This window comes from Marinobacter sp., from assembly GCF_052091845.1.
GTDB lineage: Bacteria > Pseudomonadota > Gammaproteobacteria > Pseudomonadales > Oleiphilaceae > Marinobacter.
This window is the reverse complement of the sequence record NZ_JBQDCO010000006.1, coordinates 39,455-60,402: the sequence shown is the minus strand read 5'-3', so window position 1 is coordinate 60,402 and position 20,948 is coordinate 39,455. Positions and strand designations below refer to the sequence as shown.

20 protein-coding genes are annotated in these 20,948 nt (G+C 54.1%); 6 read left to right on the top strand and 14 right to left on the bottom strand.

From position 1 onward, the window contains the following. Position 1: 1 nt before the first annotated feature. From ACTHYN_RS03395 to ACTHYN_RS03385, 3 genes are all read right to left on the bottom strand, one after another. Positions 2–1,030, bottom strand: coding sequence for a metal-dependent hydrolase (locus ACTHYN_RS03395; RefSeq protein ID WP_441811096.1), 1,029 nt, complete (start codon positions 1,028–1,030; stop codon positions 2–4). Between the two features lie 203 nt (positions 1,031–1,233). Next, a complete protein-coding gene (locus tag ACTHYN_RS03390) occupies positions 1,234–1,893 on the bottom strand; it encodes a THxN family PEP-CTERM protein (RefSeq protein WP_441811095.1) in 660 nt (219 codons plus the stop codon). Positions 1,894–2,041: 148 nt separating this feature from the next. Further along, positions 2,042–3,253, bottom strand: a complete 1,212-nt coding sequence (locus tag ACTHYN_RS03385; RefSeq protein ID WP_441811136.1) for a lytic murein transglycosylase — start codon at positions 3,251–3,253, stop codon at positions 2,042–2,044. Between the two features lie 284 nt (positions 3,254–3,537). Between ACTHYN_RS03385 and ACTHYN_RS03380 the strand changes: the two genes are divergently transcribed. Continuing rightward, positions 3,538–4,410 (top strand): response regulator, encoded by an 873-nt coding sequence (locus ACTHYN_RS03380; protein ID WP_441811094.1) that lies wholly within the window; start codon positions 3,538–3,540, stop codon positions 4,408–4,410. Positions 4,411–4,458: 48 nt separating this feature from the next. On the opposite strand, the gene phoR is transcribed toward ACTHYN_RS03380, so the two are convergent. The 5 genes from phoR to ACTHYN_RS03355 all read right to left on the bottom strand — a co-directional run bounded on the left by phoR (position 4,459) and on the right by ACTHYN_RS03355 (position 8,704). Continuing rightward, on the bottom strand, positions 4,459–5,772 hold the full coding sequence (phoR, locus tag ACTHYN_RS03375; RefSeq protein WP_441811093.1) for a phosphate regulon sensor histidine kinase PhoR: 1,314 nt from the start codon (positions 5,770–5,772) through the stop codon (positions 4,459–4,461). A 54-nt stretch (positions 5,773–5,826) separates the two neighbouring features. Next, positions 5,827–6,519: a phosphate regulon transcriptional regulator PhoB gene (gene phoB / locus ACTHYN_RS03370; RefSeq protein WP_441811092.1), complete on the bottom strand. Its 693-nt coding sequence runs from the start codon at positions 6,517–6,519 to the stop codon at positions 5,827–5,829. Between the two features lie 80 nt (positions 6,520–6,599). Next, the gene (gene ubiA / locus ACTHYN_RS03365) at positions 6,600–7,487 is read right to left on the bottom strand and encodes a 4-hydroxybenzoate octaprenyltransferase (RefSeq protein WP_441811091.1); all 888 of its coding nucleotides are present in this window, start codon (positions 7,485–7,487) and stop codon (positions 6,600–6,602) included. A 109-nt stretch (positions 7,488–7,596) separates the two neighbouring features. Continuing rightward, on the bottom strand, positions 7,597–8,166 hold the full coding sequence (locus tag ACTHYN_RS03360) for a chorismate--pyruvate lyase family protein (protein ID WP_441811135.1): 570 nt from the start codon (positions 8,164–8,166) through the stop codon (positions 7,597–7,599). Further along, positions 8,147–8,704 carry a hypoxanthine-guanine phosphoribosyltransferase gene (locus tag ACTHYN_RS03355; protein ID WP_441811090.1) on the bottom strand — a complete coding sequence of 186 codons (558 nt, stop codon included), beginning with the start codon at positions 8,702–8,704 and terminating at the stop codon, positions 8,147–8,149. Before ACTHYN_RS03355 ends, ACTHYN_RS03360 begins: the two co-directional genes overlap by 20 nt. A gap of 267 nt (positions 8,705–8,971) precedes the next feature. On the opposite strand from ACTHYN_RS03355, the gene ACTHYN_RS03350 reads away from it, so the two are divergent. Genes ACTHYN_RS03350 through tesB form a run of 3 tightly spaced genes read left to right on the top strand, consistent with a single transcriptional unit; the run spans position 8,972 to position 10,273 of the window. Continuing rightward, positions 8,972–9,139, top strand: coding sequence for a rubredoxin (locus tag ACTHYN_RS03350; protein WP_441811089.1), 168 nt, complete (start codon positions 8,972–8,974; stop codon positions 9,137–9,139). A 19-nt stretch (positions 9,140–9,158) separates the two neighbouring features. Then, positions 9,159–9,380, top strand: a complete 222-nt coding sequence (locus ACTHYN_RS03345) for a hypothetical protein (protein ID WP_441811088.1) — start codon at positions 9,159–9,161, stop codon at positions 9,378–9,380. 38 nt (positions 9,381–9,418) lie between these two features. Continuing rightward, positions 9,419–10,273: an acyl-CoA thioesterase II gene (gene tesB, locus ACTHYN_RS03340; protein ID WP_441811087.1), complete on the top strand. Its 855-nt coding sequence runs from the start codon at positions 9,419–9,421 to the stop codon at positions 10,271–10,273. Positions 10,274–10,287: 14 nt separating this feature from the next. On the opposite strand, the gene ACTHYN_RS03335 is transcribed toward tesB, so the two are convergent. The 3 genes from ACTHYN_RS03335 to ACTHYN_RS03325 form a co-directional block, all read right to left on the bottom strand. Continuing rightward, on the bottom strand, positions 10,288–12,849 hold the full coding sequence (locus tag ACTHYN_RS03335; protein WP_441811086.1) for an EAL domain-containing protein: 2,562 nt from the start codon (positions 12,847–12,849) through the stop codon (positions 10,288–10,290). A gap of 69 nt (positions 12,850–12,918) precedes the next feature. Beyond that, entirely contained in the window at positions 12,919–13,371 is a 453-nt protein-coding gene (locus tag ACTHYN_RS03330) for a flavodoxin domain-containing protein (RefSeq protein ID WP_441811085.1), read from the bottom strand. Between the two features lie 77 nt (positions 13,372–13,448). Further along, positions 13,449–14,609, bottom strand: coding sequence for a GGDEF domain-containing protein (locus ACTHYN_RS03325; RefSeq protein WP_441811084.1), 1,161 nt, complete (start codon positions 14,607–14,609; stop codon positions 13,449–13,451). Between the two features lie 158 nt (positions 14,610–14,767). Here ACTHYN_RS03325 and ACTHYN_RS03320 point away from each other — a divergent pair, with 158 nt between their 5' ends. Both ACTHYN_RS03320 and ACTHYN_RS03315 read left to right on the top strand, forming a co-directional pair. Next, a complete protein-coding gene (locus ACTHYN_RS03320; RefSeq protein ID WP_441811083.1) occupies positions 14,768–16,327 on the top strand; it encodes an inorganic phosphate transporter in 1,560 nt (519 codons plus the stop codon). Positions 16,328–16,424: 97 nt separating this feature from the next. Next, complete coding sequence (locus tag ACTHYN_RS03315; RefSeq protein WP_441811082.1) at positions 16,425–16,691, top strand: hypothetical protein; 267 nt, start codon at positions 16,425–16,427, stop codon at positions 16,689–16,691. 159 nt (positions 16,692–16,850) lie between these two features. On the opposite strand, the gene panP is transcribed toward ACTHYN_RS03315, so the two are convergent. From panP to ACTHYN_RS03300, 3 genes are all read right to left on the bottom strand, one after another. Further along, complete coding sequence (panP, locus tag ACTHYN_RS03310) at positions 16,851–18,527, bottom strand: pyridoxal-dependent aspartate 1-decarboxylase PanP (protein WP_441811081.1); 1,677 nt, start codon at positions 18,525–18,527, stop codon at positions 16,851–16,853. 174 nt (positions 18,528–18,701) lie between these two features. Continuing rightward, positions 18,702–19,142: a DUF503 domain-containing protein gene (locus tag ACTHYN_RS03305; protein WP_441811080.1), complete on the bottom strand. Its 441-nt coding sequence runs from the start codon at positions 19,140–19,142 to the stop codon at positions 18,702–18,704. Positions 19,143–19,246: 104 nt separating this feature from the next. Continuing rightward, positions 19,247–20,947, bottom strand: coding sequence for an acyl-CoA dehydrogenase family protein (locus tag ACTHYN_RS03300; protein ID WP_441811079.1), 1,701 nt, complete (start codon positions 20,945–20,947; stop codon positions 19,247–19,249). Between the last annotated feature and the right edge of the window lies 1 nt (position 20,948).

Sequence of the window (20,948 nt, the reverse complement as noted above, 5' to 3'; positions counted from 1 at the left end):
TTTAACATTCCTCGCCGGGGGGCGGCGTTGTAAGACTGGCCAGGCACAGTGTCGGAATGGCGCCAGTCGTGCGGGCCCATAGTAGCGACAGTGCGCCGGTGTTCATGGCGGGCCGTGGCGCTCGCTCGCCATCAGCGGGCGTAAGGGTACCATTTCGTTCACGGGCCAGCACAAAAGAAAAAGGGTGCGCTCCTGGAATGCCCAAACGAATGTCGGTTGCGGTGATTTTACCGTTGATTGTTTTGTAGTCGAGAAAACCCCGGGTAAACCATTCCAGCCGACGGGCTTCCGGCCATTGTGATACGGCGTCCGCCAGCTCCGGTTGGCGCAGAAAATGCTCGAGCGTTAACGGGGCGCCACCATCCAAAAAACCTGTAACGATTTCAACTCGTTTTTGATCAGTGATGGCAGTGGCGCGCCAGAGAATGGTGTTGAAGGGCATAGGCTGTACGAGTAACTCAGCGTCGGCAAAGCCGGCTTTTGCCAGGGCAGGCTGCACACGCTCAGTAATCATCTGTTGAGCGGCATAAGACCAGCCGAGATACGCAGTAGACAGTAACAGGCCTGCGATTATGGCTCCCAATGCGGGAGGGCGCAGTAGAAGGGCAATGCACCCGGCGAGCAAGGGCAGAGTATAGAGTGGGTCAATAATAAAAATGCTGCTAATGGCAAGCGGTCGGCCAAGTGGCCAGAAAACCTGAGTGCCGTAGGTAGTAAACGCGTCCAAAACAGGGTGCGTCATCAATACCAGAGCGGTTAGTAATAGCCAGCGCGGAAACCCCAGCTTCGGCTTCCAGCGCCAGAGTAATGCAGCCAATAGCAGTGATAGCGGTGCAAGCACCAACAATGAGTGGCTGAAACCGCGGTGTTGGGTGAAATTTGCCACCGCCGTTCCGTAATCAATCAGTACATCAAGATCAGGAAGTGTAGCCAGCAGCGCGCCGGTGAGAAGGGCTGGTCGCCCAAGCGTTTTGCCTGCCAGAGCCCCGGCTATTGAGGCGCCAAGGGCGGCCTGGGTGATTGAGTCCATGAATTCCGCATATGTATAAAAAATGGTGGTGAGTATTATGCGCGGTTTAGTGATTCAGATCACGGAGAGCAGGCATTAATAAAATACAGGCGTTAAAAAAGCTGACGCCTCGAGCCTGGTGAAAGGGCGAGGTGCCAGCTTAGTGCTGTCTATGGATGGGGCAGGCTGTTTATCGACAGACCGCCTGACAACGTGTTAGCCGATCAGGCTTTGCGGCGACGTGCCATGCCCAGGCCGGCAAGGCCAAGGCCAATCAGGGCAATGGTGCCTGGCTCCGGTACAGCAATCGCGTGAAGCTTTGCCTGGAGTGTGTAGTCCTGGGTGCTGAATTCACCCGTTGAGACACTGTCGCCATCCTTGAAGCCAATAAGCTCCAGAGAATATATAAAATCGCCCAGCTTAACGCCTTCACTTGTTACAGTCTCTTCCTGCGTAATGACGTCGTACCAGCCGATGTCTTCGGAGTGAGAGAACTTGAATGTTCCATCGGTCGTGCCGGTCTCGCCAAAACCTGCGAAATCAAGTGTTATGGCCAAATCTGTCGATGTTAAACTCGTGCCCCAAGTGGGGTTGTTTTTGTGAGTCAGTGTGCCTAGATCAAAAGCTGAATCGTCATAGATCGTCTGCTGGCTTGCAGCTTTAAACTCATAGCTACTTTTTGGACCCGGAATGGTGCCAAAAATCGTTTCAATATCATTGCCCCGACTGATTTTGCTTTCGCCATTGCCAGTAATGTAGCTTCCGTTGGCATTAACGTTAGTGAATACACCATCAATCTTCGTTATATCAACAGGAAACGCCGCCACGCTCATAGCTGCTGACAACAACAGCGCACCAAAACCGCCTTTTGTTAACATCTTCATGCATTACTCCTAGTTTCAATGCTGAAATAACAAAATGTTATATCTATTGCCGCTACGAGAATGCTATTTTTGTGCCAACTTAAAAATCCATTCGATTACAGGCACTTGCAGGTTTTTGGTTTTTTGAGCTGTAAATAAAGCTGACAACCTAGGGAGTGGCTACCCCAAGCCCGTCAAGCAGTTCCGGTCCCGGGTAGCCATCAGCGACCATCCCTTCATCGCGCTGGTACTTCCGTATAGCAGAGCGGGTGGCTGGTCCGGTTATGCCGTCGGGTTTGCCGGCATCGTAGCCACACTCGTTGAGGCTGGTTTGCAGCTCAAGAACCGTGTCTCTGGAGAGGGAGGGGGCGTCTACCGGTGGCGGGTTCTGAAGAGTGCCTGCACCGGCAATACGGTCTGCCAGGTGGCCGACGGCTATGGCGTAAAACTCCGAGCGGTTCCAGCCCATGATCACTTTGAAATTGTGATATGCCAAAAAGGCAGGGCCACGATGGCCGGCAGGGATAATCAAGGCGGCTGAGATATCCTCACGTGCGAGGGGTTTGCCAAATGCATCGGTAATGCCCAGCTCCCGCCATTTGCTTAGGTTAAGGCGTCGGCCATCAGCAAGGGAGTAGTCAAAGTTTTCTGGTAGTAGCACTTCCCGGCCCCAGCGGTAGTCGCCATCCCAGTTCATGGATTCAAGAAAACGGCCGGCAGACATCATGGCGTCTGGCAGGCTGTTCCACAGGTCGCGGCGGCCATCGCCATCCCCATCCACTGCATGTTTGAGAAATACCGTGGGCATAAACTGAACGTGGCCCATGGCACCAGCCCAGGAGCCTTCCATTTGCTCAACCGGAATGGCACCTTCATCAATAATTTGCAGGGCAGCAATCAGTTGTCCGGTAAAAAAAGTGCTGCGACGGGTGTCGCACGCCAGGGTTGTCAGGGAATCCGGCACGGACATTTTGCCGAAATAGCTGCCGAAGTGGGTTTCAAGCCCCCAAAAAGCAACCAGATAAGGGGCAGGTACGCCGGTTGCTTCGGTTACCCGCTCCAGCAGGGCGCTGTGCTCTTGGAGCAATTCCCGTCCCTTGCTCACCTTGTCTTCATTCACCCGGCGGTTCAGGTAGTCAGCAAAGGTGGTGGTGAACTCGGGTTGTTTGCGGTCCAGCTCGATAACCCGGTCTACATGCTGAACCCCGGTCATGACGTTCTGGGCGGTTTTGGTGCTAACTCCGGCGGCAATGGCTTTTTCCTGCAGTTGCAGTTTGCACTCTTCAAAGCCATCGGGTGCTTTTGCCAGGGTAGGGTTCTCTGCCGCGACGGGCAGCGCAGATGTAGCCAAAACGGTGGACACACAGAGACGGCATGCCATATGCCGGTTGGGAAGAATCCTTGCAAGCTTGGTTAGCACGCGAGACCTCGGTCAGAGTAAAAGGTGTGAACGATTATGCCATGGTAGCGTGTTTTTCCGTCGGTGAAACACTTTGCAAGACCAGCGGGTGTGACAGTTCTTTAACTTATCTGTTTCCGTGTTTTCATAGAACTGTATCTTTTTGGGTGTTCGGGTTTGAAGTTTGTGGCTTTTTTGTAGCTTGCGGGTTTTCCAGGTGGGGCTTTGTTCTATAGTCGGGGTTAACATTTGCGAGAGTGGATAACATGGCAATGCTGAAAGCGCTGGTGGTTGATGACGCCAGTTTTGTAAGAGATCTGGTTAAGCGCACGATACGCCAACGCTTTCCAGTGATAGAAACGACAGATGCCCAGAATGGCCGCAGGGCGCAGTCGCTCATGATGCGGACAACGTTCGACTTGATTTTGTGTGACTGGGAAATGCCGGAAATGTCTGGTTTGGAACTACTGCAATGGATGCGTGAGCAGCCTCAGTACGAGAAAGTGCCTTTCATCATGATCACCAGTCGAGGCGATAAGGACCATGTGATTGAGGCCGTAAAGGGAGGTGTTTCTGAATACCTGGGCAAGCCTTTCAGCCCTGAAGGTTTGAGTAAAAAAATCATGAAAGTGATGGGTGGCACCCTGAAGGCTGCCATGGGCAAGAGTGGCAGGTCCATGGCAGGGCCAACCGATGCGTTCAAAGAGTCGGCCACTTTGCTTACGCAAAAGCGAGAGCCTGCACAGACGGCCTCGCCGGCTGGTCAGCCTGCCTCTGCACCACCGTTATCCGGGAATCGGGCCTCAACGTCGACAAAGGGCAGTGTGAGCCTTGCTTCGATACGCTTTGCCGACAGTACCCTGAAATCTGCTGTTAAGGATATCAATCTGACGGAAGTACGGGTGATTGCAAAGCGGGACCAGGCGTTTCCGGGTATTTTGGATCAGGCGGTTGTTGATATAGAGGTAGCTGAAGGACAGATGGCACGGTTGAACGGCTATGTGCACCAGTTGCAAGCGGTAGACAAGCGCCGTGATACTGACTTTGTGAGCGTTATTATTCGGTTTGTGGATGAGGATCCGAAAAAGCTTGAGGACCTGTCCCGGTTTGTTGCCCGTTTTCGGGCCGGCAAGCGCTGAATTCTTCTCGCATCTGTGACGGGTGCTGTTTCAGGGGCGGCACCATTATCACGAGGGCTCGGCGGAGCCTGCAGCTAGCCGATCTGCCGGGAAGTGACAAATAAATTCGCTACCTTCGCCAAAGCGGCTGAGTATTTCCAGGTTGCCATCGTGGTTGATTAGCACATGTTTAACGATAGCCAACCCCAGCCCGGTGCCCCCGGTATCTTTGTGTCGGCTAGGGTCAGCACGGTAAAAACGCTCTGTTAACCGTGGAATATGAACTTCCTCGATACCGGCGCCCGTGTCCTTTACCGAAAGATAGCCTCCCTCGTGATTGCTGAACCAGGATACGCTGACCCTGCCTTGCGCAGGGGTGTACTTTACGGCGTTGAACACCAGGTTGGAGAAGGCGCTGCGCAATTGTTTTTCATCCCCCTTCAGCCGATGCCCGCCGGTGCTTGTGAAGGTGATTTCATGCTGTTTTTCTTCGCTGAGCGTTCGGGCGTCCTGGCAGATTTGCTGGATTAAGCGGTTAACGTCTGTTGTTGTATCGTTTATTTCCTGCTCGCCGGCTTCAATTCTCGACAGCAGAATGAGATCGGTGATCAAAGCTTCCATGCGAAAAGATTGGGTAGCCATGGTGTTGACGGCTCGCCGCCATTTGGCAGGTAGCTCATCGGCGTTGTCCACCAGTGTCTCCAGATACCCGCTGATGACAGTCAGCGGGGTTCGCATTTCATGGGAAACGTTGCCTACGAAATCCCGGCGCATCTTTTCCAGTTGGTGCAAGCGCGAAACGTCTTTGGCCATGATCAGCCGGTCGTCATCTCCGAACAGGCTGATCTGGATCTGCAGATGAATATGGGGTTTTGCAGGCGAGGGAAGTTCCAGTGGCTCGTGGTAATTTTTCGCATCAAAGTAGGATCTGAATGCCGGGGTACGTATCAGGTTATAGATGTACTGTCCCTGATCGGTGCTTTGACGAAACCCGAGAAGGTGCTCGGCTGAGCCGTTCCACCACTCCATGGCACCGCGCGCGTTGGTCATGACAACGCCATCATGCATGGCGTTTGTGGATTCCTGTATGCGGTCGATTCTTGCCCGTAGTCGATCCTGAGAAAGTCGGTGGTTCTGGTTGAGCTTGTGCAGTTTTTCGAACAGCTCACCCCACAAGCCGAGGCTTTGAGGCGCTTCGTTGGTAGCGTATGGATCTGCCAGCCAGTGTGCCAGCCGGCGGGTCTGATTCAGCGTCCACAGCAAATACACACCCAGCCCGGCGGCAAATCCATAAACCGGGTATCCCAGATAAAGGCCGACAAGCGTGGCGACCACGAGGCCAGCAAGGGTGTAGCGCAGGTGTCGCGACCAGATTGTCTGCATGGGTGTTGCTCTGTATTAGCGTTGAAAACGGGTAGTAAGGGGTGTCGCCGGTTTTTAAGTTGACCGGGTAGAAAAGCGGTAACCGGCACCTCTTACGGTTTGAATCAGGTGATCGTGTTGTTTCCCCACGGCTATCCGCAATCGCCTGATATGTACGTCGACAGTTCGCTCCTCAACATACACGTTACCGCCCCATACCTGATCCAGAAGCTGTGAGCGTGTATACACGCGCTCCTGGTGTGTCATGAAAAATTGCAGCAGGCGGTACTCGGTGGGCCCTATGTTAAGCGGGTCATCGTTTGAGGCAACGCGGTGGCTTGAGGGGTCCAGTGTAAGCCCGTTCACTTCAATGGGGCTATCTACACCGGGCGGTGTTGCCCGGCGCAGTACAGCCTTCAGACGAGCGACAAGTTCTCGAGGGCTGAAGGGCTTGGTGATGTAGTCGTCAGCGCCCACTTCCAGGCCGCGGATTTTATTATCTTCCTCAACTTTTGCAGTGAGCATGATAATGGGAATATCTGCGGTGGTATCTTCTTTCTTCAGGCGTCTTGCCAGCTCAATGCCGCTGGTGCCTGGCAGCATCCAGTCGAGCAGAATAATATCCGGCTGTTTGTCGATAATGGTTGCGTGGGCTTCACGGGCGTCTGCGGCTTCCAGGCACTCATAATTGGCCATTTCCAAGGCGACGGCGATCATTTCCCGGATGGCGGGCTCGTCGTCGACAATCAGGACTGTTTTCCCGATCATAATCTCTAACCTGTTTCAGATCCTGGTGTGTTGTAAGCCCATTACAACGTCTCATTGTTACAGCACTGTGACAGACCTGCTCAAGAGAGAGTCAGGTCGATGGCCAAGCCTGTAAACACGGCAAATCCCGCCCAGTTATTGTTCAGAAAGGCTTTAAAGTAACCGTCCCGCTCGCGGTCTTTGGCAAGGTATTGCTGGTAGATAAACAGGCACGCCATGGTAGCCAGCCCCAGGTGATAGAAGGGACCAAGGTCGTAACGCTGGCCGACGATGGCCAGAATGAGCACAACCATGGCTTGCAGGATGCCGATAATAGCCCGATCGGCCTCGCCGAAGAGTATGGCTGTGGATTTTATGCCTATTTTCAGATCGTCGTCGCGATCTACCATGCCATAAAGCGTGTCGTAAGCCACGGTCCAAAGTAGGTTGGCGGTGAACAATAACCAGGTGACCTGGCTAAGCTCACCTGCCTCGGCGGCCCACGCCATGGGAATAGCCCAGGAGAAGGCCGCGCCCAGAAACAGCTGGGGCAAATGGGTATAGCGCTTGGTGAACGGATAGATAAATGCCAGTACGGCACCCCCAAAGGACAAGTAGAGTGTCAGGGTGTTGGTAAACAGCACCACCATCAAAAACGAAATAACACATAGCCCGCCAAACAGGGCGACCGCCTCCCAGGCGTTTACCCGACCGGTAGTCAGTGGTCGGTCTTTGGTTCGCTTTACGTGCTTGTCCCAGTCACGGTCGGCAAAGTCGTTTATGGCGCAACCGGCCGCCCGCATGAAGAAAACGCCCAGCGTGAAAACGATAATGTTGCCAATGCCGGGGCTACCGTTGCCGGCCAGCCAGAGAGCCCAGTAGGTGGGCCAAAGCAAGAGCAGGGTGCCAATGGGACGGTTGATGCGCAGCAACTGCGCGTAATCGGTGAGTCGGCCCCGTATGTTTTCTGGCACGGCGTCAAGCAGCATGGGTTTGTCCGTTTGCGGTGTGTAAAAAAAGAGTGTCTGAAAACTGAAAGTGCAAGGATTATAGCCAGTGACAGGTATCGGATGAAAGCCGGCGCCTGTGTTGACGCTGCTAGCGGTAAAGAACCGGAAGCAGATATTCACCTACCAGCAGGGCGCTATCCTGGTTGCTGAACAGGGATCGGCGGGCAATTTCGGGCATGCCGGTTATCGGCTTGTGGTGGTCTTGTTGACGACAAAGGCCGGTTTCCAGTGGCCCCCGTTGCCAATTCTGGCTGCTGAACAGATAAGCGCCCAAGGGCTTATTGCCCAGATGAAGAAGGCGTCTGCCTTTCCCTTTCAGGCAGGAAAGAGGGATAACCGTGCGGGCAAGCGCCCAGGGTGTGCCGTCACCGCATAGACGCACTTCACGAATCCAGGCCTGCTGGCGCATAGGGATCTTAAGGCGCCTGGCTTCTTCAAGGGTGGGTGTCGCAAATCCTTCCCGGGGTACTTCAACATGGAACGAGCGTTTGCATTGCTTTTGGAGTGCCCGAGTGAAGGAGCCTTCTACCTGCAGCCAGTACCGAGCCGGGCCATGAACGCTTGGGTTACGGAGACCGGCTGCAGCAAAGGACTGGTACCAATCGGTTGGCGGAATGGTCAGGCCTGGGTCGCTAATATCAAAGCCCTTTGACGGCATAAATTCCGGGTGCATTACGCCAGTAACCCTTGTAGTCCATGCCGTAGCCGAACAGAAAGCGGTCTTCTACCTCAAGGCCGGTGAAATCTGCTTTGAGGTTCGGGTAAGCCTTACGGTCATGTTGTTTGTCCACCAGTACAGCTGTTAGCACCTCTTTTGCACCATGGGCCCGGCAATAATCGGCAATGGCGTTCAGGGTTGTGCCTTCATCAAGAATGTCGTCAACAATCAGCACGATACGATCCTTCATATCTGCGTCAGGCTGGATTCGCCACTCAAGGATACCGCCGGTAGTTTCCTGCCGGTAGCGCGTTGCGTGAAGGTATTCTGCCTGCACCGCGAACTTGAGCCGAGGTAGAAGCTGGCCGGTAAAAATCAGCCCGCCGTTCATTACACAAAAAAGCAAAGGGTTGCTGTCTTCAAGGCGGTCAGTAATGTCGTCGGCCAGGTTTTGGATGGCAGTCTGTACCTGTTGCTCATCAATCAGGCAATCAGCCTCTGCCATTACCTGATTCATTTCGGCGACGGTATCGCTCATAACGGTCGGTCCTGTCGTAAAACGGGAAATTATACCGCAGCCGGGCGGCAGAGGGGAGGGGGTGAAGCGCTTACAATTGGCAGAAAAACCCGGGTTGGGCGTCCGTAGCGGCATTGGTCAATGCCTACGTGCCGAGTATCATTGCTGTGAAACGCAGACAGACAACGTGTACGGCAGGCGTGGCAGTCTGTTATGGAAAAACACTTGTTTGGTGCATTGTTCTACAAATATTATTGCGGCCACACAGGTGTGGTGGAGAGATTGTCTATGAAAAAGTGGCAGTGTGTGGTGTGTGGCCTGGTATACGATGAGGCAGAAGGCTGGCCTGAAGATGGCATTGAGCCTGGTACCACATGGGAAGATGTGCCTGACGATTGGGAGTGCCCCGATTGTGGCGTGGGTAAGGAAGATTTTGAAATGATCGAAATCAGCTAAAACCGAGAGGAGCACGGTTATGGCAGAGCAGCTGAACCTGGAACTGCGCACCCATGCCACAGCAACCGGCATAGACACGGATAGTCACAGGTTGCTGCTGGGTGACAGCAGTTTGCGCTACAGTAAGCTGGTTCTGGCCTGTGCCCGTGCCTTGGCAAAAAGCCTGACGGGTGAGCGAACGGAGATGAGCTACGGCACTCTCTGGTCACTTTTCGTTGCGAAATCTTCCTGCTTGGGGTAGAAACCACTTCGTGTGCTAATTAATCAACTGGAGCAGGCATGCTTGAGATTACAAAAAAACTGGTGGAGCTGCTGTACCTGACTCCCACTGGCGACGACCACTATCGTGGCGACAGCCAGGATCTCGGGTTTCCCCACGTATTTGGCGGCCAGGTTCTGGGGCAGGCGCTAATGGCGGCCAGCCACACCGTTGAAGGCCGACTCTGTCACTCTATGCATGCTTACTTTTTGCGCCCGGGCAATCAGCATATGCCCATCGATTACGAGGTTCAGCGGGTGCGCGATGGCCGCAGCTTTGCGGTTCGCCGTGTCATTGCCCATCAGGATGGCAAAGAGATTTTAACCGGCTCCATGTCGTTTCATGCCGCTGAAGATGGTTTGGAGCATCAGCTGGATATGCCTCATTCGCCAAACCCGGAAACTCTGCGCTCAGAGCAAGACTGGGGTAAGATGATGGCTTCTCAGGTGCCCGAAAGGCTGCGGGAGATAATGACCTGCGACCGCCCCATCGAGATTCGCCCGGTTAACCCAATGAACCCGCTTCAGCCTGAAAAACGCCCGCCTCACAAGCAAAGCTGGATGCGTGCACTCGGGCCGTTGCCAGATGACCCTGTTTTACACCGCTGCCTACTGACCTATGCGTCAGATTTTTCATTTTTGGGAACATCCCTGAACCCCCACGGCGTATCCTTTATGAACGAAGGGCTGCAGATCGCTAGCCTGGATCATGCTATTTGGTTCCACCGGGATTTTCGCATGGAGGACTGGCTACTTTACGATAAAGACAGCCCAAGTGCCTCTTCCGGTCGCGGCTTCAATCGCGGCAACTTTTTTAATCAAAGTGGCACGTTGGTGGCCTCTACCACCCAGGAAGCGTTGATTCGCCAGCGTTAACAGCGACCGATCGTTCATCGGGGGGTGTGCTGGACGGCGGCCTTTTCTTGCCGTTCCGCGAGCCAGTCCAGCATGCCTTCAAGTGGCAAGGGCTGGCTTAGCAAGTAGCCTTGAATCATATCGCACCCCATTCCCTTCAACAGGTTGGCAACTGCCTCGTTTTCAACGCCTTCGGCTACAACCGAGTAGCCTAAGCTGTGGCACATATCTATGGTGGTTTGAACGATAACCCGGTCTTCTTCACGAGTGGCCAAATCTGTAATGAGCGAACGGTCGATTTTTATTTCACTGGCTGGCAATTGCTTGATATAGGACAGAGACGAGTAGCCTGAACCAAAGTCGTCAATAGAAACCGGAATGCCCGCATTTGCCAATGAGTTCAGCGCCTTCAGGGCGTTAGCCGGATCCTGCATCATCGATGTTTCGGTGACTTCAAAGATAATGGCACCTTTATGCTGAGGGTGGGCGCCCATGAGCCGTTGCACAAAAATCGGGAAATCCGGTTCCCGGAGATTATTGGGTGAGATGTTTACAGATAGATCGAGCTGATGGCCATTCTCAACAAGGCCATTACGGAGTTGCAAAGACTGCTTCATCACCCAGCGGGTCAGTGGCTTGATTAGCCCTGTCTGTTCAGCAAGTGCGATGATTTTATCGGCAGCCACGGGGTGGTCTCTGCCAGGCCAGCGTATGAGTGCTTCCAAACCGGTAACTTGCCCAATTTTCAGGTCCAGTTTTGGCTGTAAATAAAGTGCCAGCTCGCCATCTGACAGTGCTTTTTGTAACTCCGAAGCGATCGTGAGTCTGCCTGCACTGTAGGAATCCCTGGATGGGTTGTAGTACGCAATGCCTCGCTCATGGGCGCGCACCGAACCTTCCGCGATAGAGGCCCGGCGAATAAGCGAGGTGGCATCGTTACCATGAATCGGTGAAATAGCCACGCCAAGCTGGGCGTTTAGAGGAATCTTCATGCCAAGGTAATCGATTGGGCTACGAATGGCGTCCAGGGCACGAACAACCGCTCTGCGCGCATTTTCTGAAACGCTGGAATCCACCACGCAGGCAAAGGTTTCTGAATCCAGTGAAGCTACGAAAAAATTGCGCCCGTTGTGTTGGCCCTGGGAGATTACCCCCGGTAGCTCACCAATGATGGCGTTCAGGTTTTGCGAAGCCAACTCCAGTATGCGATCGCTGTTCTGATGTCCCAGAGTGTTGCTAACCGACTGCAGGTTGTTCAGGCGAATTATCACAATGCCGTGCCGGGTGCCCGGGGCTTGATGTGTCAGGTCATTCACTTGCATTTCAAAGTTAGCACGGTTGGGCAGCCCGGTCAGGGGGTTGTGGAGTGCATGTTCAATCAGTTTCAGTTCCGCTGAGCGCCTGGCAGCCATGGCGGTTAGTTCTGCCTCTCGGGCCTCTACTTTTTCCTCGCGCTCTTGGTAGAGCCTTGCCGCCAGAGCCAGGGTAAGCAAAATCGCCTCAACCGAGGACCCGATTTCCATGCCGTAAGTGGTTATAAAATTATTGGGTAATAATCCGTATTTGTTGGCCGCGGTAATGGCGCTGCCAAGGGATAGCGCGCCCCATGCCAAAGTGTAGTATCCCGCCTGGGGGTTGTTGCGCACCCATTGCAGTGGGCCGATCAGGGTTAGCAGTAAAGTGCTTGGAATGGCCAGTGCAACCGTTAGCCGGAGGGCGACGCTGTAATCCACGAACCCGGAGATTATGATCATTGCCGCGTTCATAGCGACAAACGCAATGACTATGCGGTTAAGCGCTGGTTCGGTGTGCTTGAGCCTTAGAAAGGAGCGTGAAAATAACAGAGTAAACGTAACGGCAAAGGGAACGGTAAGCCGTGTTGCCCAGCTGTGCCATTCAGGGCTCCCTGGCCAGATCAGCTGAAAGGCAGTGCCATTCAGGATACCAATCAGCAGCAGGTAACCCAGCGTTGAAAGAACATACAGCAGGTAGACCTGCTCCCGGAGAGCAATAAACACAAACAGGTTAAAAAAGATAACGCTGATTAATATGCCGTAATAAATGGCATGGAGTTGTTCTTCTACTGAGGCGTGTTCAAAAAAAGCTTGAGTGTTCCACAGCGCAAGAGGCGCCTGCAGCGTACCTGTGGTATGAATCTCCAGAAAAATTTTTCGGTCAGCAGGAGTGTCTGTACTGAACGGAAACAGGAAATGGCGGTTAAGAATGGGCCGCTGGGTAAACGGGTAGAGGTCTCCCGTAATGATTGTGTTGGTCAGTTCTCCGTTTTCAATAAGATAAAATGCAATGTAATCCAAATGGGCGTACGCAACTTCAAGCAAGTCAATGGTTGAGTTGGCGGGAATGTTAAAGCGGAACCAGACAGTATCCTGGGTGTAGCCAAAGTTAGGGCTGTTGGACTCAAGACGTTGCCAGTTTTTTAAGGCTGCCGCCTCGGCTGGTGAAAGCTCTGTGCCAGGCTCCAGGCGGAGGAATTCGACGTTTGGAGCGCGCGATGGCTCAGCGGCTTGGCCAGTGAAGGCCAAGGGCAGAAGCAATACCAGCAATGTCAGAACCCGAGACCATCGAAGCCTTGTCACGATTCACCGCATATTATCGTTGTTGTCTGAATCAGCATGGTATGAAGCTAGTTACGACACAAGTTGTGCTCACGTCAAGGCAGAAGATGCCCATTCTCTCGCCCAGGGCAACGCCTCATTTTCCGGCTCCTGAGTTTCCAGCGCGTCAATGCACAGGGTATCGCCAACCTTTCGGGCGGCCGTTTCATATAACGCTTCTTCCATCAGTTCGCCGGCACCGCAAAAGGTATCGCCGTAGGAACTGTCGCCCAGAACAATAACGCCAAAGGGTCTGCCTGGTTGCTGTGGTAACTGTTCGCGCAAAGCCACGTAAAAAGGTAGCAGGTTGCCCGGAACCTCACCCTGGCCGGTGGTGGATGTACAAACCAGTAAGGGTGCCGCGTTCAACGTAATGTCTTCAAGCACCGGATTTTCTAACACGGACACAGAGTATCCGTCGCTGTCCAATGCCTGTTTTATAGATCTGGCTGTCATAAGGGCACCACCGTAAACGCTGCCCACCAGAATGCTTATGTCTGTCATGAAGTTACCTGTTTACTACAAAAACGTATAATCAAGATGCGGGTATCGCTGAATAGTAATGGCCAGAGCACACGGTCTCAAGCGCATGGCTTGTTGGGAGCAACTGGTTCCTGGCAGCGAACTCTGGGTGAAATCCGGTTGCGCCCGGCTTCTTTTGCGCTGTAAAGCTGGGTGTCTGCGTGCTTAAGCAGATTGTCGATAGAGTCCATTTGGGCTATAGAGCAGACCCCAGCGCTCATGGTTACTGGTAAATATTGCCCATGATAGGTAAATGCATTGTTTGCTACTTCACGGCGTAAACGCTCGGCCAGTGTTAAGGCCGGGATTAAAGACGTGTCTGGTAACAATACCAGAAACTCCTCGCCGCCCCAGCGGGCAGCCACATCCGTTTGGCGTATGACGGACTGCACCAGATCAGCAAATTGCTTCAGGGCCTCATCGCCTGCGTTGTGACCGTATTGATCGTTAATGGTTTTGAACAAATCCAGGTCGATCAGGGCAATCGAGAAATGTCGTCCGGAACGTTGGTAGCGTGAAAACTCCTCTTTTAACCGGTTTAGTATATCCCGGCGGTTGGAAAGGCCGGTGAGCTCATCGGTTTTTGCGGCCTGCTCATGGGTCTGGGCCAGATTCAGAAGCTCATTGCGCGCCTTCAGTCTGCTTGCCTCCAAAACAAAGCAGAAAATGGATACGAAGGACAAGGTGGCAAAAAAACGGATTATGAAATCATTATTATATTCTGCAAGCACGAAGGGCAGGTTGGGGAACTGGAATACAATAATAGCGACCAGGTATACCAGCAGGAGAATCATGGTGCCGGTTTTCAGGTTCGTCAGAAAAAATAGCAGGGGTGGGAACACGTAGAACCAGAGAGGACCGGTATTGCTTTCGCCACCGTTGGCGATAAGGTAGGTGAAAAGCACACTGACAGTTACCAGAAGGCCAATTTTGTGTGCTTCACGGTTGCCCGTTTTCACAAACCAAAGCATGTTTGCCAACACCGGAACGATAAAGCTCCAAAGGGCTTGTGCGTGGTTGATATGGCCGGAGAGCCAGGCTTTAGCACCAATCCCGAAAAGGCACAGTATGGCCGCCAGTGATAGCCAGGTAAGCACGCGTGACACCTGAGCGTCTTCACGTTCGCGTGTAGCTTTATAGCCCGGGGATGCATTTATGGTCATAGCGGCCCTGTCTGGATAGGCGGTGCTTTGGGGTGGCGCTTTGGTAATTATATTCATTATGTATCAGGCAATGGTAGGTCTGCATCTACGGCGAGTGTATTGTGTGACGGCATCGAGTAGGCGCACATTTGTTTCAATTCCATGGCAAAAAATTTATAGTTGCGCGCGACACATCGGTTCGTTCTCCATTCAGACCAAATGAGACCTCTTCTGTTATGGCCCGTTCAAGCGGATTTCTAGATACCCTTCTTACCAGCAACACAACGGAACGATACCGGATCGGGTTCAGCCTGCTATTTTTGCTGGGAGTTTGGTTGGTTGTAGGCGCCTTTAGCGAGGGCATGCCCAACAGCACACTGTTAATGGCTGCTGCCGTCATTGGCGGGTACATGGCGATCAATATCGGCGCTAATGATGTTGCAAACAACGTAGGCCCGGCGGTTGGCTCAGGGGCGCTGTCTCTTGGTGCTGCTGTTATTCTCGCCGGCGTGTTTGAGTCTGCGGGTGCGTTGATTGCCGGGGGGGATGTGGTCTCCACCATCAAAGGGGGGATTATTGATCCCACGAGCCTTGAAGATGGTCGGGCGTTTGTCTGGCTGATGACAGCAGCCCTGCTGGCGGGCGCGCTTTGGCTTAATCTGGCGACCTGGATGGGCGCGCCGGTATCCACCACACATTCGATTGTGGGCGGCGTACTTGGGGCGGGTATCGCGGCTGGTGGCTGGGGTATCGCCGACTGGGGTGTTATGGCCAAGATTGCCGGAAGCTGGGTTATATCTCCGGTATTAGGTGGCACCTTAGCGGCCCTGTTTTTGTTTACGATAAACAAGACAGTGTTGTATCGAAAAAATGTAATACCCGCAGCTCGCACCTTTGTGCCCTGGCTTGTGGCCATTATGGCTTGGGCGTTCGGCACTTATTTGATGATTAAGGGCGTCAAAAAAATCATTACGGTAGATTTTCTGGAAGCCTCTCTGGTTGGCCTGGCCGCAGCTGCGGTTGCGTTTTTTGCAGTGCGCACTCTGGCCGCACGCCGAGCGGCCACTATGGAAAACAGCATTGGCGGGGTGAATACCTTGTTTACCTGGCCACTGATATTCGCCGCCGCCCTGCTGAGTTTTGCTCATGGTGCCAACGACGTAGCCAATGCCATCGGCCCGCTTGCAGCTATAAACGATGCAATCTCCAGCGGTGATGTGGTGACTGCCTCCAGTATCCCTTTGTGGGTCATGATGATTGGCGCCCTCGGCCTGACCGTCGGGTTGATGCTGTTCGGCCCGCGACTGATTAAAACCGTGGGCAGCGAAATTACCGAACTGGATAAAACCCGTGCGTTCTGTATTGCGCTTTCGGCGGCCCTTACGGTGATTTTGGCTTCGCAACTGGGCTTGCCTGTGAGTTCTACACACATAGCAATTGGCGGTGTATTCGGCGTTGGTTTTTTGCGTGAGTATCTTAAATCCAATTATGCGACTCAGTTGCACAAGATTATGGAGGAGCGTGACGCCGACGATCAGGAGCTTCTTAAACCTTTTCTGGATGATTTCCGAAACGCATCCGTTGAGGAAATGGAAAAGCTTTTAAAGCGAGCCAAGAAAAAGAAACACGTGCCCCTGACCAAATCAGACCGCAAGCGGCTCAAGAAAATCTACAAAGAAGAAATGGTTAAGCGGTCGCATCTGGTGCGCATCGCGGCAGCCTGGATTATTACAGTACCGGCATCTGCGATCATGGCCGCTATGTTATTTTTCACCTTGCGTGGGCTTTTCGTTTAACGCACTGGCTGGTTGTAATGCGCAGGTTTGGTCATACTGTGCGTTTGCCGGGGGAGTTATGTGCTTCCCGAGAATTCATTTGTCCGGAGGGTGAGGTATGAGTACACCGGTTGAAAGCCGTCAGGCCAGAGTGATTGATGAGCTGCGAGTGTTCATCAAGAAGGTGCTAAGCGATCCAACGATCGCGGTTAAGTCTGTAGACATCGCCCGAAAACTTCGCTCGGAAGCAGATGCCAATGAGTTGATCGCGCGGGAAATCAGCGCTAATACAACCATTCGTATTCCGGAGAAGTGGAGCGAAGCGGACCGCATGTTCCTGGATATTATCGATGAGGTGCTGGACGACGAGGAGGCACTTTACTAAGCAAAATACCTTCGAAAACTTAGGCTAAAGGCTAGCTCAGAGCGAGGGAGGGAGACAGACAGCCAAAACCGTGCGAAGCCGAGCGTACACGGACGTATTCACAGCGTGTTTTGGGTGTCTGTCTCCCTCCCTTGCGGGCATTGAAGGGAAGGCAGAACATCAGGCCTGCCTTTGACCCTTTTCATGCTGCTTTAACACGGCCTCTGCCATTTGATGCAGTATTCGGATGTCGTCCTGAATCTCTTCCTCCCCGGAAAGCTCCTTCTGCTCTTCCAGAATGTCTGCCAGGATTGTTGGTGTGGTGAGCGGATTCGCCAGCACCACCCGGAAAACAATGCATGGGAAATTATAGTAGCGGGCAGGCTCCAGGCGTGTCCGTGACACAAATGCCTTGCCCCGTTCCCGCTGCGTTTTCTGGATAAACTTGATGATCGTATTCAGGCAGGCATTGAGCTTTTCGGCCTGCAGCGGGTCGGCCAGTGCCAGAGCCTGCTGCACGTTCTTCGGGCAGTAGCGATAGGTGAGGATGTTCAGCTCGGGCCGGGTAACCAACTCAAAATCCGCCTGCGCTTCAATCATGTCGGCAAAGGTCACCGCCTTTTCGATGCCCTGGTCAATCAGAATCTCGTAGCCCTCCCGGGCCAGGATTTTCAGGCCTGAATGGATCAGCATCGACATGCCGGGGCGGGAACCCTCCAGTGTAGTGGTGCCCAGGTCCCGGGACCCTTTTCGGATGATATATTGGGCATGGTGTTCAACCGCACTGGCCAGGCTGGGGTCTTTGAACACAACAAGCCCGACACCCATGGGTACGTACAGCTGCTTGTGGGCATCGAAAGTGACAGAGTCTGCCTTTTCTATGCCGCGCAGCAGGTATCTATAGCTCCGGGAGAACAGCGTTGGCCCGCCCCAGGCGGCATCCACGTGGAAGTGGGCACCGAATTCACGAGCGGTGTCTGCCATGGCATCCAGAGGATCAACGTTACCGGTTTCGGTGGTGCCCGCCACGCCGCAGATGGCCATAATCTTGATTTTTTGTTTCTGCAGTTCCAGGCACTTGTCGCGCAGGGCGTCGGTATCTATCCGGTTGTCGTCGTCGGTATCTACGGCCACTAGTGCATCGCGGCCCAGGCCTAATACATCGGCTGCCTTGCCAAGAGAGTAGTGGCCACGGCGGGAGACGACGATAGCCGCGCCTTCGTAGCCGTAGTATTTCAGGGCACGGAACAGGCCCTCCTGGTGCAGGCCGCGAAAGCTGCCCTCTGCCGGGAAGGCGCGGTTGCGAGCAACCCAGAGTGCAGTCAGGTTGGCGACGGTACCCCCAGAGCACATGGCGCCAAGTGCGTAGCGAGGGTTGTGCATCCATTTTCGGTAAAAGGCACCGTCTTCCTGATACACCAGCCGGTGAATCATGCCCAAAACCTGTCGCTCCATGGGTGTAAAAGCCTTGGACGTTTCCGTTTTTACCAGGTTTTGGTTCAGGGCAATCATGATTTTAGACAGCGGCAGCATGAAGTAGGGCAGCGCTGAGGTCATGTGGCCGATAAAAGCGGGAGACGCCGTGTGAACCGAGTTGGCCACCAGTTTGTCCAGCAGGAACTGGGTTTGCTCGGACACAAACACAGGTTTTTCCGGAATGGCGTAGTCTGAGAAGTTTTTCTCGACGTCTGCAAGGTCGCGTTCCACCGCAACGATATGATTCTGCAGAAAACCTGCCAGGTTGTTTGAAATGTCCTGATCAATCCGACTTAACGTGGACTCCGGTGCCTCGGGCACGGTGAACACACGGTACATTGTCTCGACTGAAGCTTGAGCAGATTTTTTCTTGCCGGTCATAGGTACCACACACTAATCAGTGGTCATCCGCAGAGCCGGTTCCGGACGCCCTGCAGATACAGCCGGGGTCTGGTTCCGGCATTGGTTACTTGAAACCTGTCGCTCACAGGCACACTGGCATCCCTGAGGACGCGTAGTATACGGGCTGCTTTGATGTTGTGCCACAGGGCTTTGTCAGAGAATTTCGCGATGGCTATCGAGTATAGCGGCATCGATTCGTTCTTGAATGGCCTTCTCTATCTGGTCAAGGCGCTGAGCAATGAGTTGCGAGGAGGTGCCCAAAGCGGCGATTGTCCAGGTGGCGCAATCCAGGGCTTCCAGGTCGGCGGTTTCTGCGACGGCCAGGTCGGGTTCTTTGCCCCATACAGCGCGCAGCGGAGTAAAGACTTTGCGCTTGGCTTTGAGGTCTTCGCAGCCGTATAGCTGGAAGTGCAGGGTTAGTACGCCTACGTGGGGTGTGATCGTGGTGTGTTGTTGAGGTGCGTTACCTTCTTTGAGCAGTCTTCTGAGTGCTTCAGACATAGGGGTTTCGGCCTTGGTGGTGGAACCTGCGGGGAAGGTCTTTCCAAAACACGCTCCTTGCGGCACATCCATGTGGCGCTTGGGCTCCGCCATCCATGGCTCCGCACAGTTTTGGAAAGACCTTCCCTGCAGGTTCACGAACAATTCAGGTGTAGTCCCCCAGCGTCCGTATCTTTAAGCCCGGGCGGACAACAAATCTAGCCTACTATAGGCGTTGCGCGCTTGATAATGGCTGCTGCGTCTATGCCAGAGGGCAGGTTGCCGTAGTTCATGCCGCCATTCGATTGCAGGCGGGAGGCGCAGAAGGCGTCTGCAACGGCTTTGTCCCCGTTTCGTAGCAGTAGGGAGGCTTGCATGGCAAGCGCCAGACGATCGACCAGGTTGCGGGCCCGGTATTGGAGATCGCTGACGTCGGCGAAGTCGTTCTGCAGTTGCGCCAGAAATTGGTCAAAGCGGTAGTCTGTGCCTTTTGCCTGGGCAGCTTCGCGGAAGAAGGCGTCCAGGGTTTCCGGTTCTTTGTGGATGGCGCGTAGTGTGTCCAGGCACTGAACGTTGCCGCTGCCTTCCCAAATGGCGTTGACCGGCGACTCCCGGAACAAGCGAGGCATGATGCAGTCTTCCATTACGCCGCTACCGCCAATGCATTCCATGGATTCGTAGGCATGGTTGGGTGCGCGTTTGCAGATCCAGTATTTACCCACGGGCGTGGCCAGACGAGCAAACAGGCGTTCGTGTTCCTGATCCTGGTTGTCCAGGGCACGGGCGACTCGCATGGTGTAGGCAAGGGCGGCTTCGCTTTCCAGAGCGAGGTCGGCCAGCACGTTTTGCATCAAAGGCTGATCGATGAGCCGGCTGCCGAAGGCGCTGCGGTGGCGGCTGTGATGTGTGGCTTGAGCCACGGCCTGGCGCATGCCGGCGGAACTGCCAATCATGCAGTCGAAGCGGGTCATGGCGACCATTTCTATGATCGTGGGCACGCCACGGCCTTCTTCACCAATCATCCAGGCCAGCGCACCGCGCAGTTCTACCTCGCTGGAGGCGTTGGCTACGTTGCCCATTTTGTTTTTTAGTTGCTGTATCTGCCAGGGGTTTTTAGTGCCGTCCGGGCGCCAACGCGGCATCAGGAAGCAGGATAACCCGCCGGTCGCCTGTGCCAGCACCAGGAAGGCATCGCACATGGGGGCGGACACAAACCATTTGTGGCCGACCAGTTCGTAAGCCTGGCCTGGGCCTGCCTTACCTGTTGGGTAGGCCAGAGTGCTGTTGGCACGCACATCGCTGCCGCCCTGTTTTTCAGTCATGGCCATGCCGATGGATACAGAGCTTTTCTGGCTGTCGGGCAGGTTACGGGCGTCGTAGCTGTTAGCCAGAATTCGGGATTCCCATAGTGCTGCCAATTCCGGTTGTTTGCGGATGGAGGGAATGGCCGCAAAGGTCATGGTGACCGGGCAGCAGTGCGCCGCCTCCACTTGCGAGTGCAGGTAGTATTTGGCCGCGCGGCTTACGTGTGCCCCCTTGCCCGGGTGCTTCCAGGGGCTGCTGTGCAGGTCATTTTCAAAGGCGATGCGCATCAGCTCGTGATACGAGGGATGAAAGTCCACTTCATCGATGCGATGGCCAAAGCGATCGTGAGTGTTGAATACGGGCTTATTGTTATTGGCCCGAAAGCCCAGATCGATGGTTGCTGCGTCGCCAGCCAGGGCGCCGAAAGTTTTCAGATCGTTTTCGGCCTTGCCTGCGCCTTCGCGCTTTACGGCTTCTTGCAGTGCAATATCCTGTTCATACAGGTTGTAGTTTTCCAGCATCGGTGGCTGGTTGATGACTTCGTGAGTGACTGCCAGGTGGCGATCACCAGCTTTCTCTGAGGAGGGTCCGGCGTTGGGATGCGGTGCGTTCATA

Coding starts and splice junctions, on each gene's coding strand:
- ACTHYN_RS03315 (WP_441811082.1), top strand. CDS start 16,425: ATGAGTACACCGGTTGAAAGCCGTCAGGCCAGAGTGATTGATGAGCTG.
- ACTHYN_RS03325 (WP_441811084.1), bottom strand. CDS start 14,609: ATGAATATAATTACCAAAGCGCCACCCCAAAGCACCGCCTATCCAGAC.
- ACTHYN_RS03380 (WP_441811094.1), top strand. CDS start 3,538: ATGGCAATGCTGAAAGCGCTGGTGGTTGATGACGCCAGTTTTGTAAGA.
- ACTHYN_RS03345 (WP_441811088.1), top strand. CDS start 9,159: ATGGCAGAGCAGCTGAACCTGGAACTGCGCACCCATGCCACAGCAACC.
- phoB (WP_441811092.1), bottom strand. CDS start 6,519: ATGATCGGGAAAACAGTCCTGATTGTCGACGACGAGCCCGCCATCCGG.
- ACTHYN_RS03330 (WP_441811085.1), bottom strand. CDS start 13,371: ATGACAGACATAAGCATTCTGGTGGGCAGCGTTTACGGTGGTGCCCTT.
- ACTHYN_RS03300 (WP_441811079.1), bottom strand. CDS start 20,947: ATGAACGCACCGCATCCCAACGCCGGACCCTCCTCAGAGAAAGCTGGT.
- ACTHYN_RS03355 (WP_441811090.1), bottom strand. CDS start 8,704: ATGAGCGATACCGTCGCCGAAATGAATCAGGTAATGGCAGAGGCTGAT.
- ACTHYN_RS03305 (WP_441811080.1), bottom strand. CDS start 19,142: ATGGCGGAGCCCAAGCGCCACATGGATGTGCCGCAAGGAGCGTGTTTT.
- ubiA (WP_441811091.1), bottom strand. CDS start 7,487: ATGCTGCTTGACGCCGTGCCAGAAAACATACGGGGCCGACTCACCGAT.
- ACTHYN_RS03360 (WP_441811135.1), bottom strand. CDS start 8,166: ATGCCGTCAAAGGGCTTTGATATTAGCGACCCAGGCCTGACCATTCCG.
- phoR (WP_441811093.1), bottom strand. CDS start 5,772: ATGCAGACAATCTGGTCGCGACACCTGCGCTACACCCTTGCTGGCCTC.
- ACTHYN_RS03350 (WP_441811089.1), top strand. CDS start 8,972: ATGAAAAAGTGGCAGTGTGTGGTGTGTGGCCTGGTATACGATGAGGCA.
- ACTHYN_RS03395 (WP_441811096.1), bottom strand. CDS start 1,030: ATGGACTCAATCACCCAGGCCGCCCTTGGCGCCTCAATAGCCGGGGCT.
- panP (WP_441811081.1), bottom strand. CDS start 18,527: ATGACCGGCAAGAAAAAATCTGCTCAAGCTTCAGTCGAGACAATGTAC.
- ACTHYN_RS03385 (WP_441811136.1), bottom strand. CDS start 3,253: ATGGCATGCCGTCTCTGTGTGTCCACCGTTTTGGCTACATCTGCGCTG.
- ACTHYN_RS03390 (WP_441811095.1), bottom strand. CDS start 1,893: ATGAAGATGTTAACAAAAGGCGGTTTTGGTGCGCTGTTGTTGTCAGCA.
- ACTHYN_RS03320 (WP_441811083.1), top strand. CDS start 14,768: ATGGCCCGTTCAAGCGGATTTCTAGATACCCTTCTTACCAGCAACACA.
- tesB (WP_441811087.1), top strand. CDS start 9,419: ATGCTTGAGATTACAAAAAAACTGGTGGAGCTGCTGTACCTGACTCCC.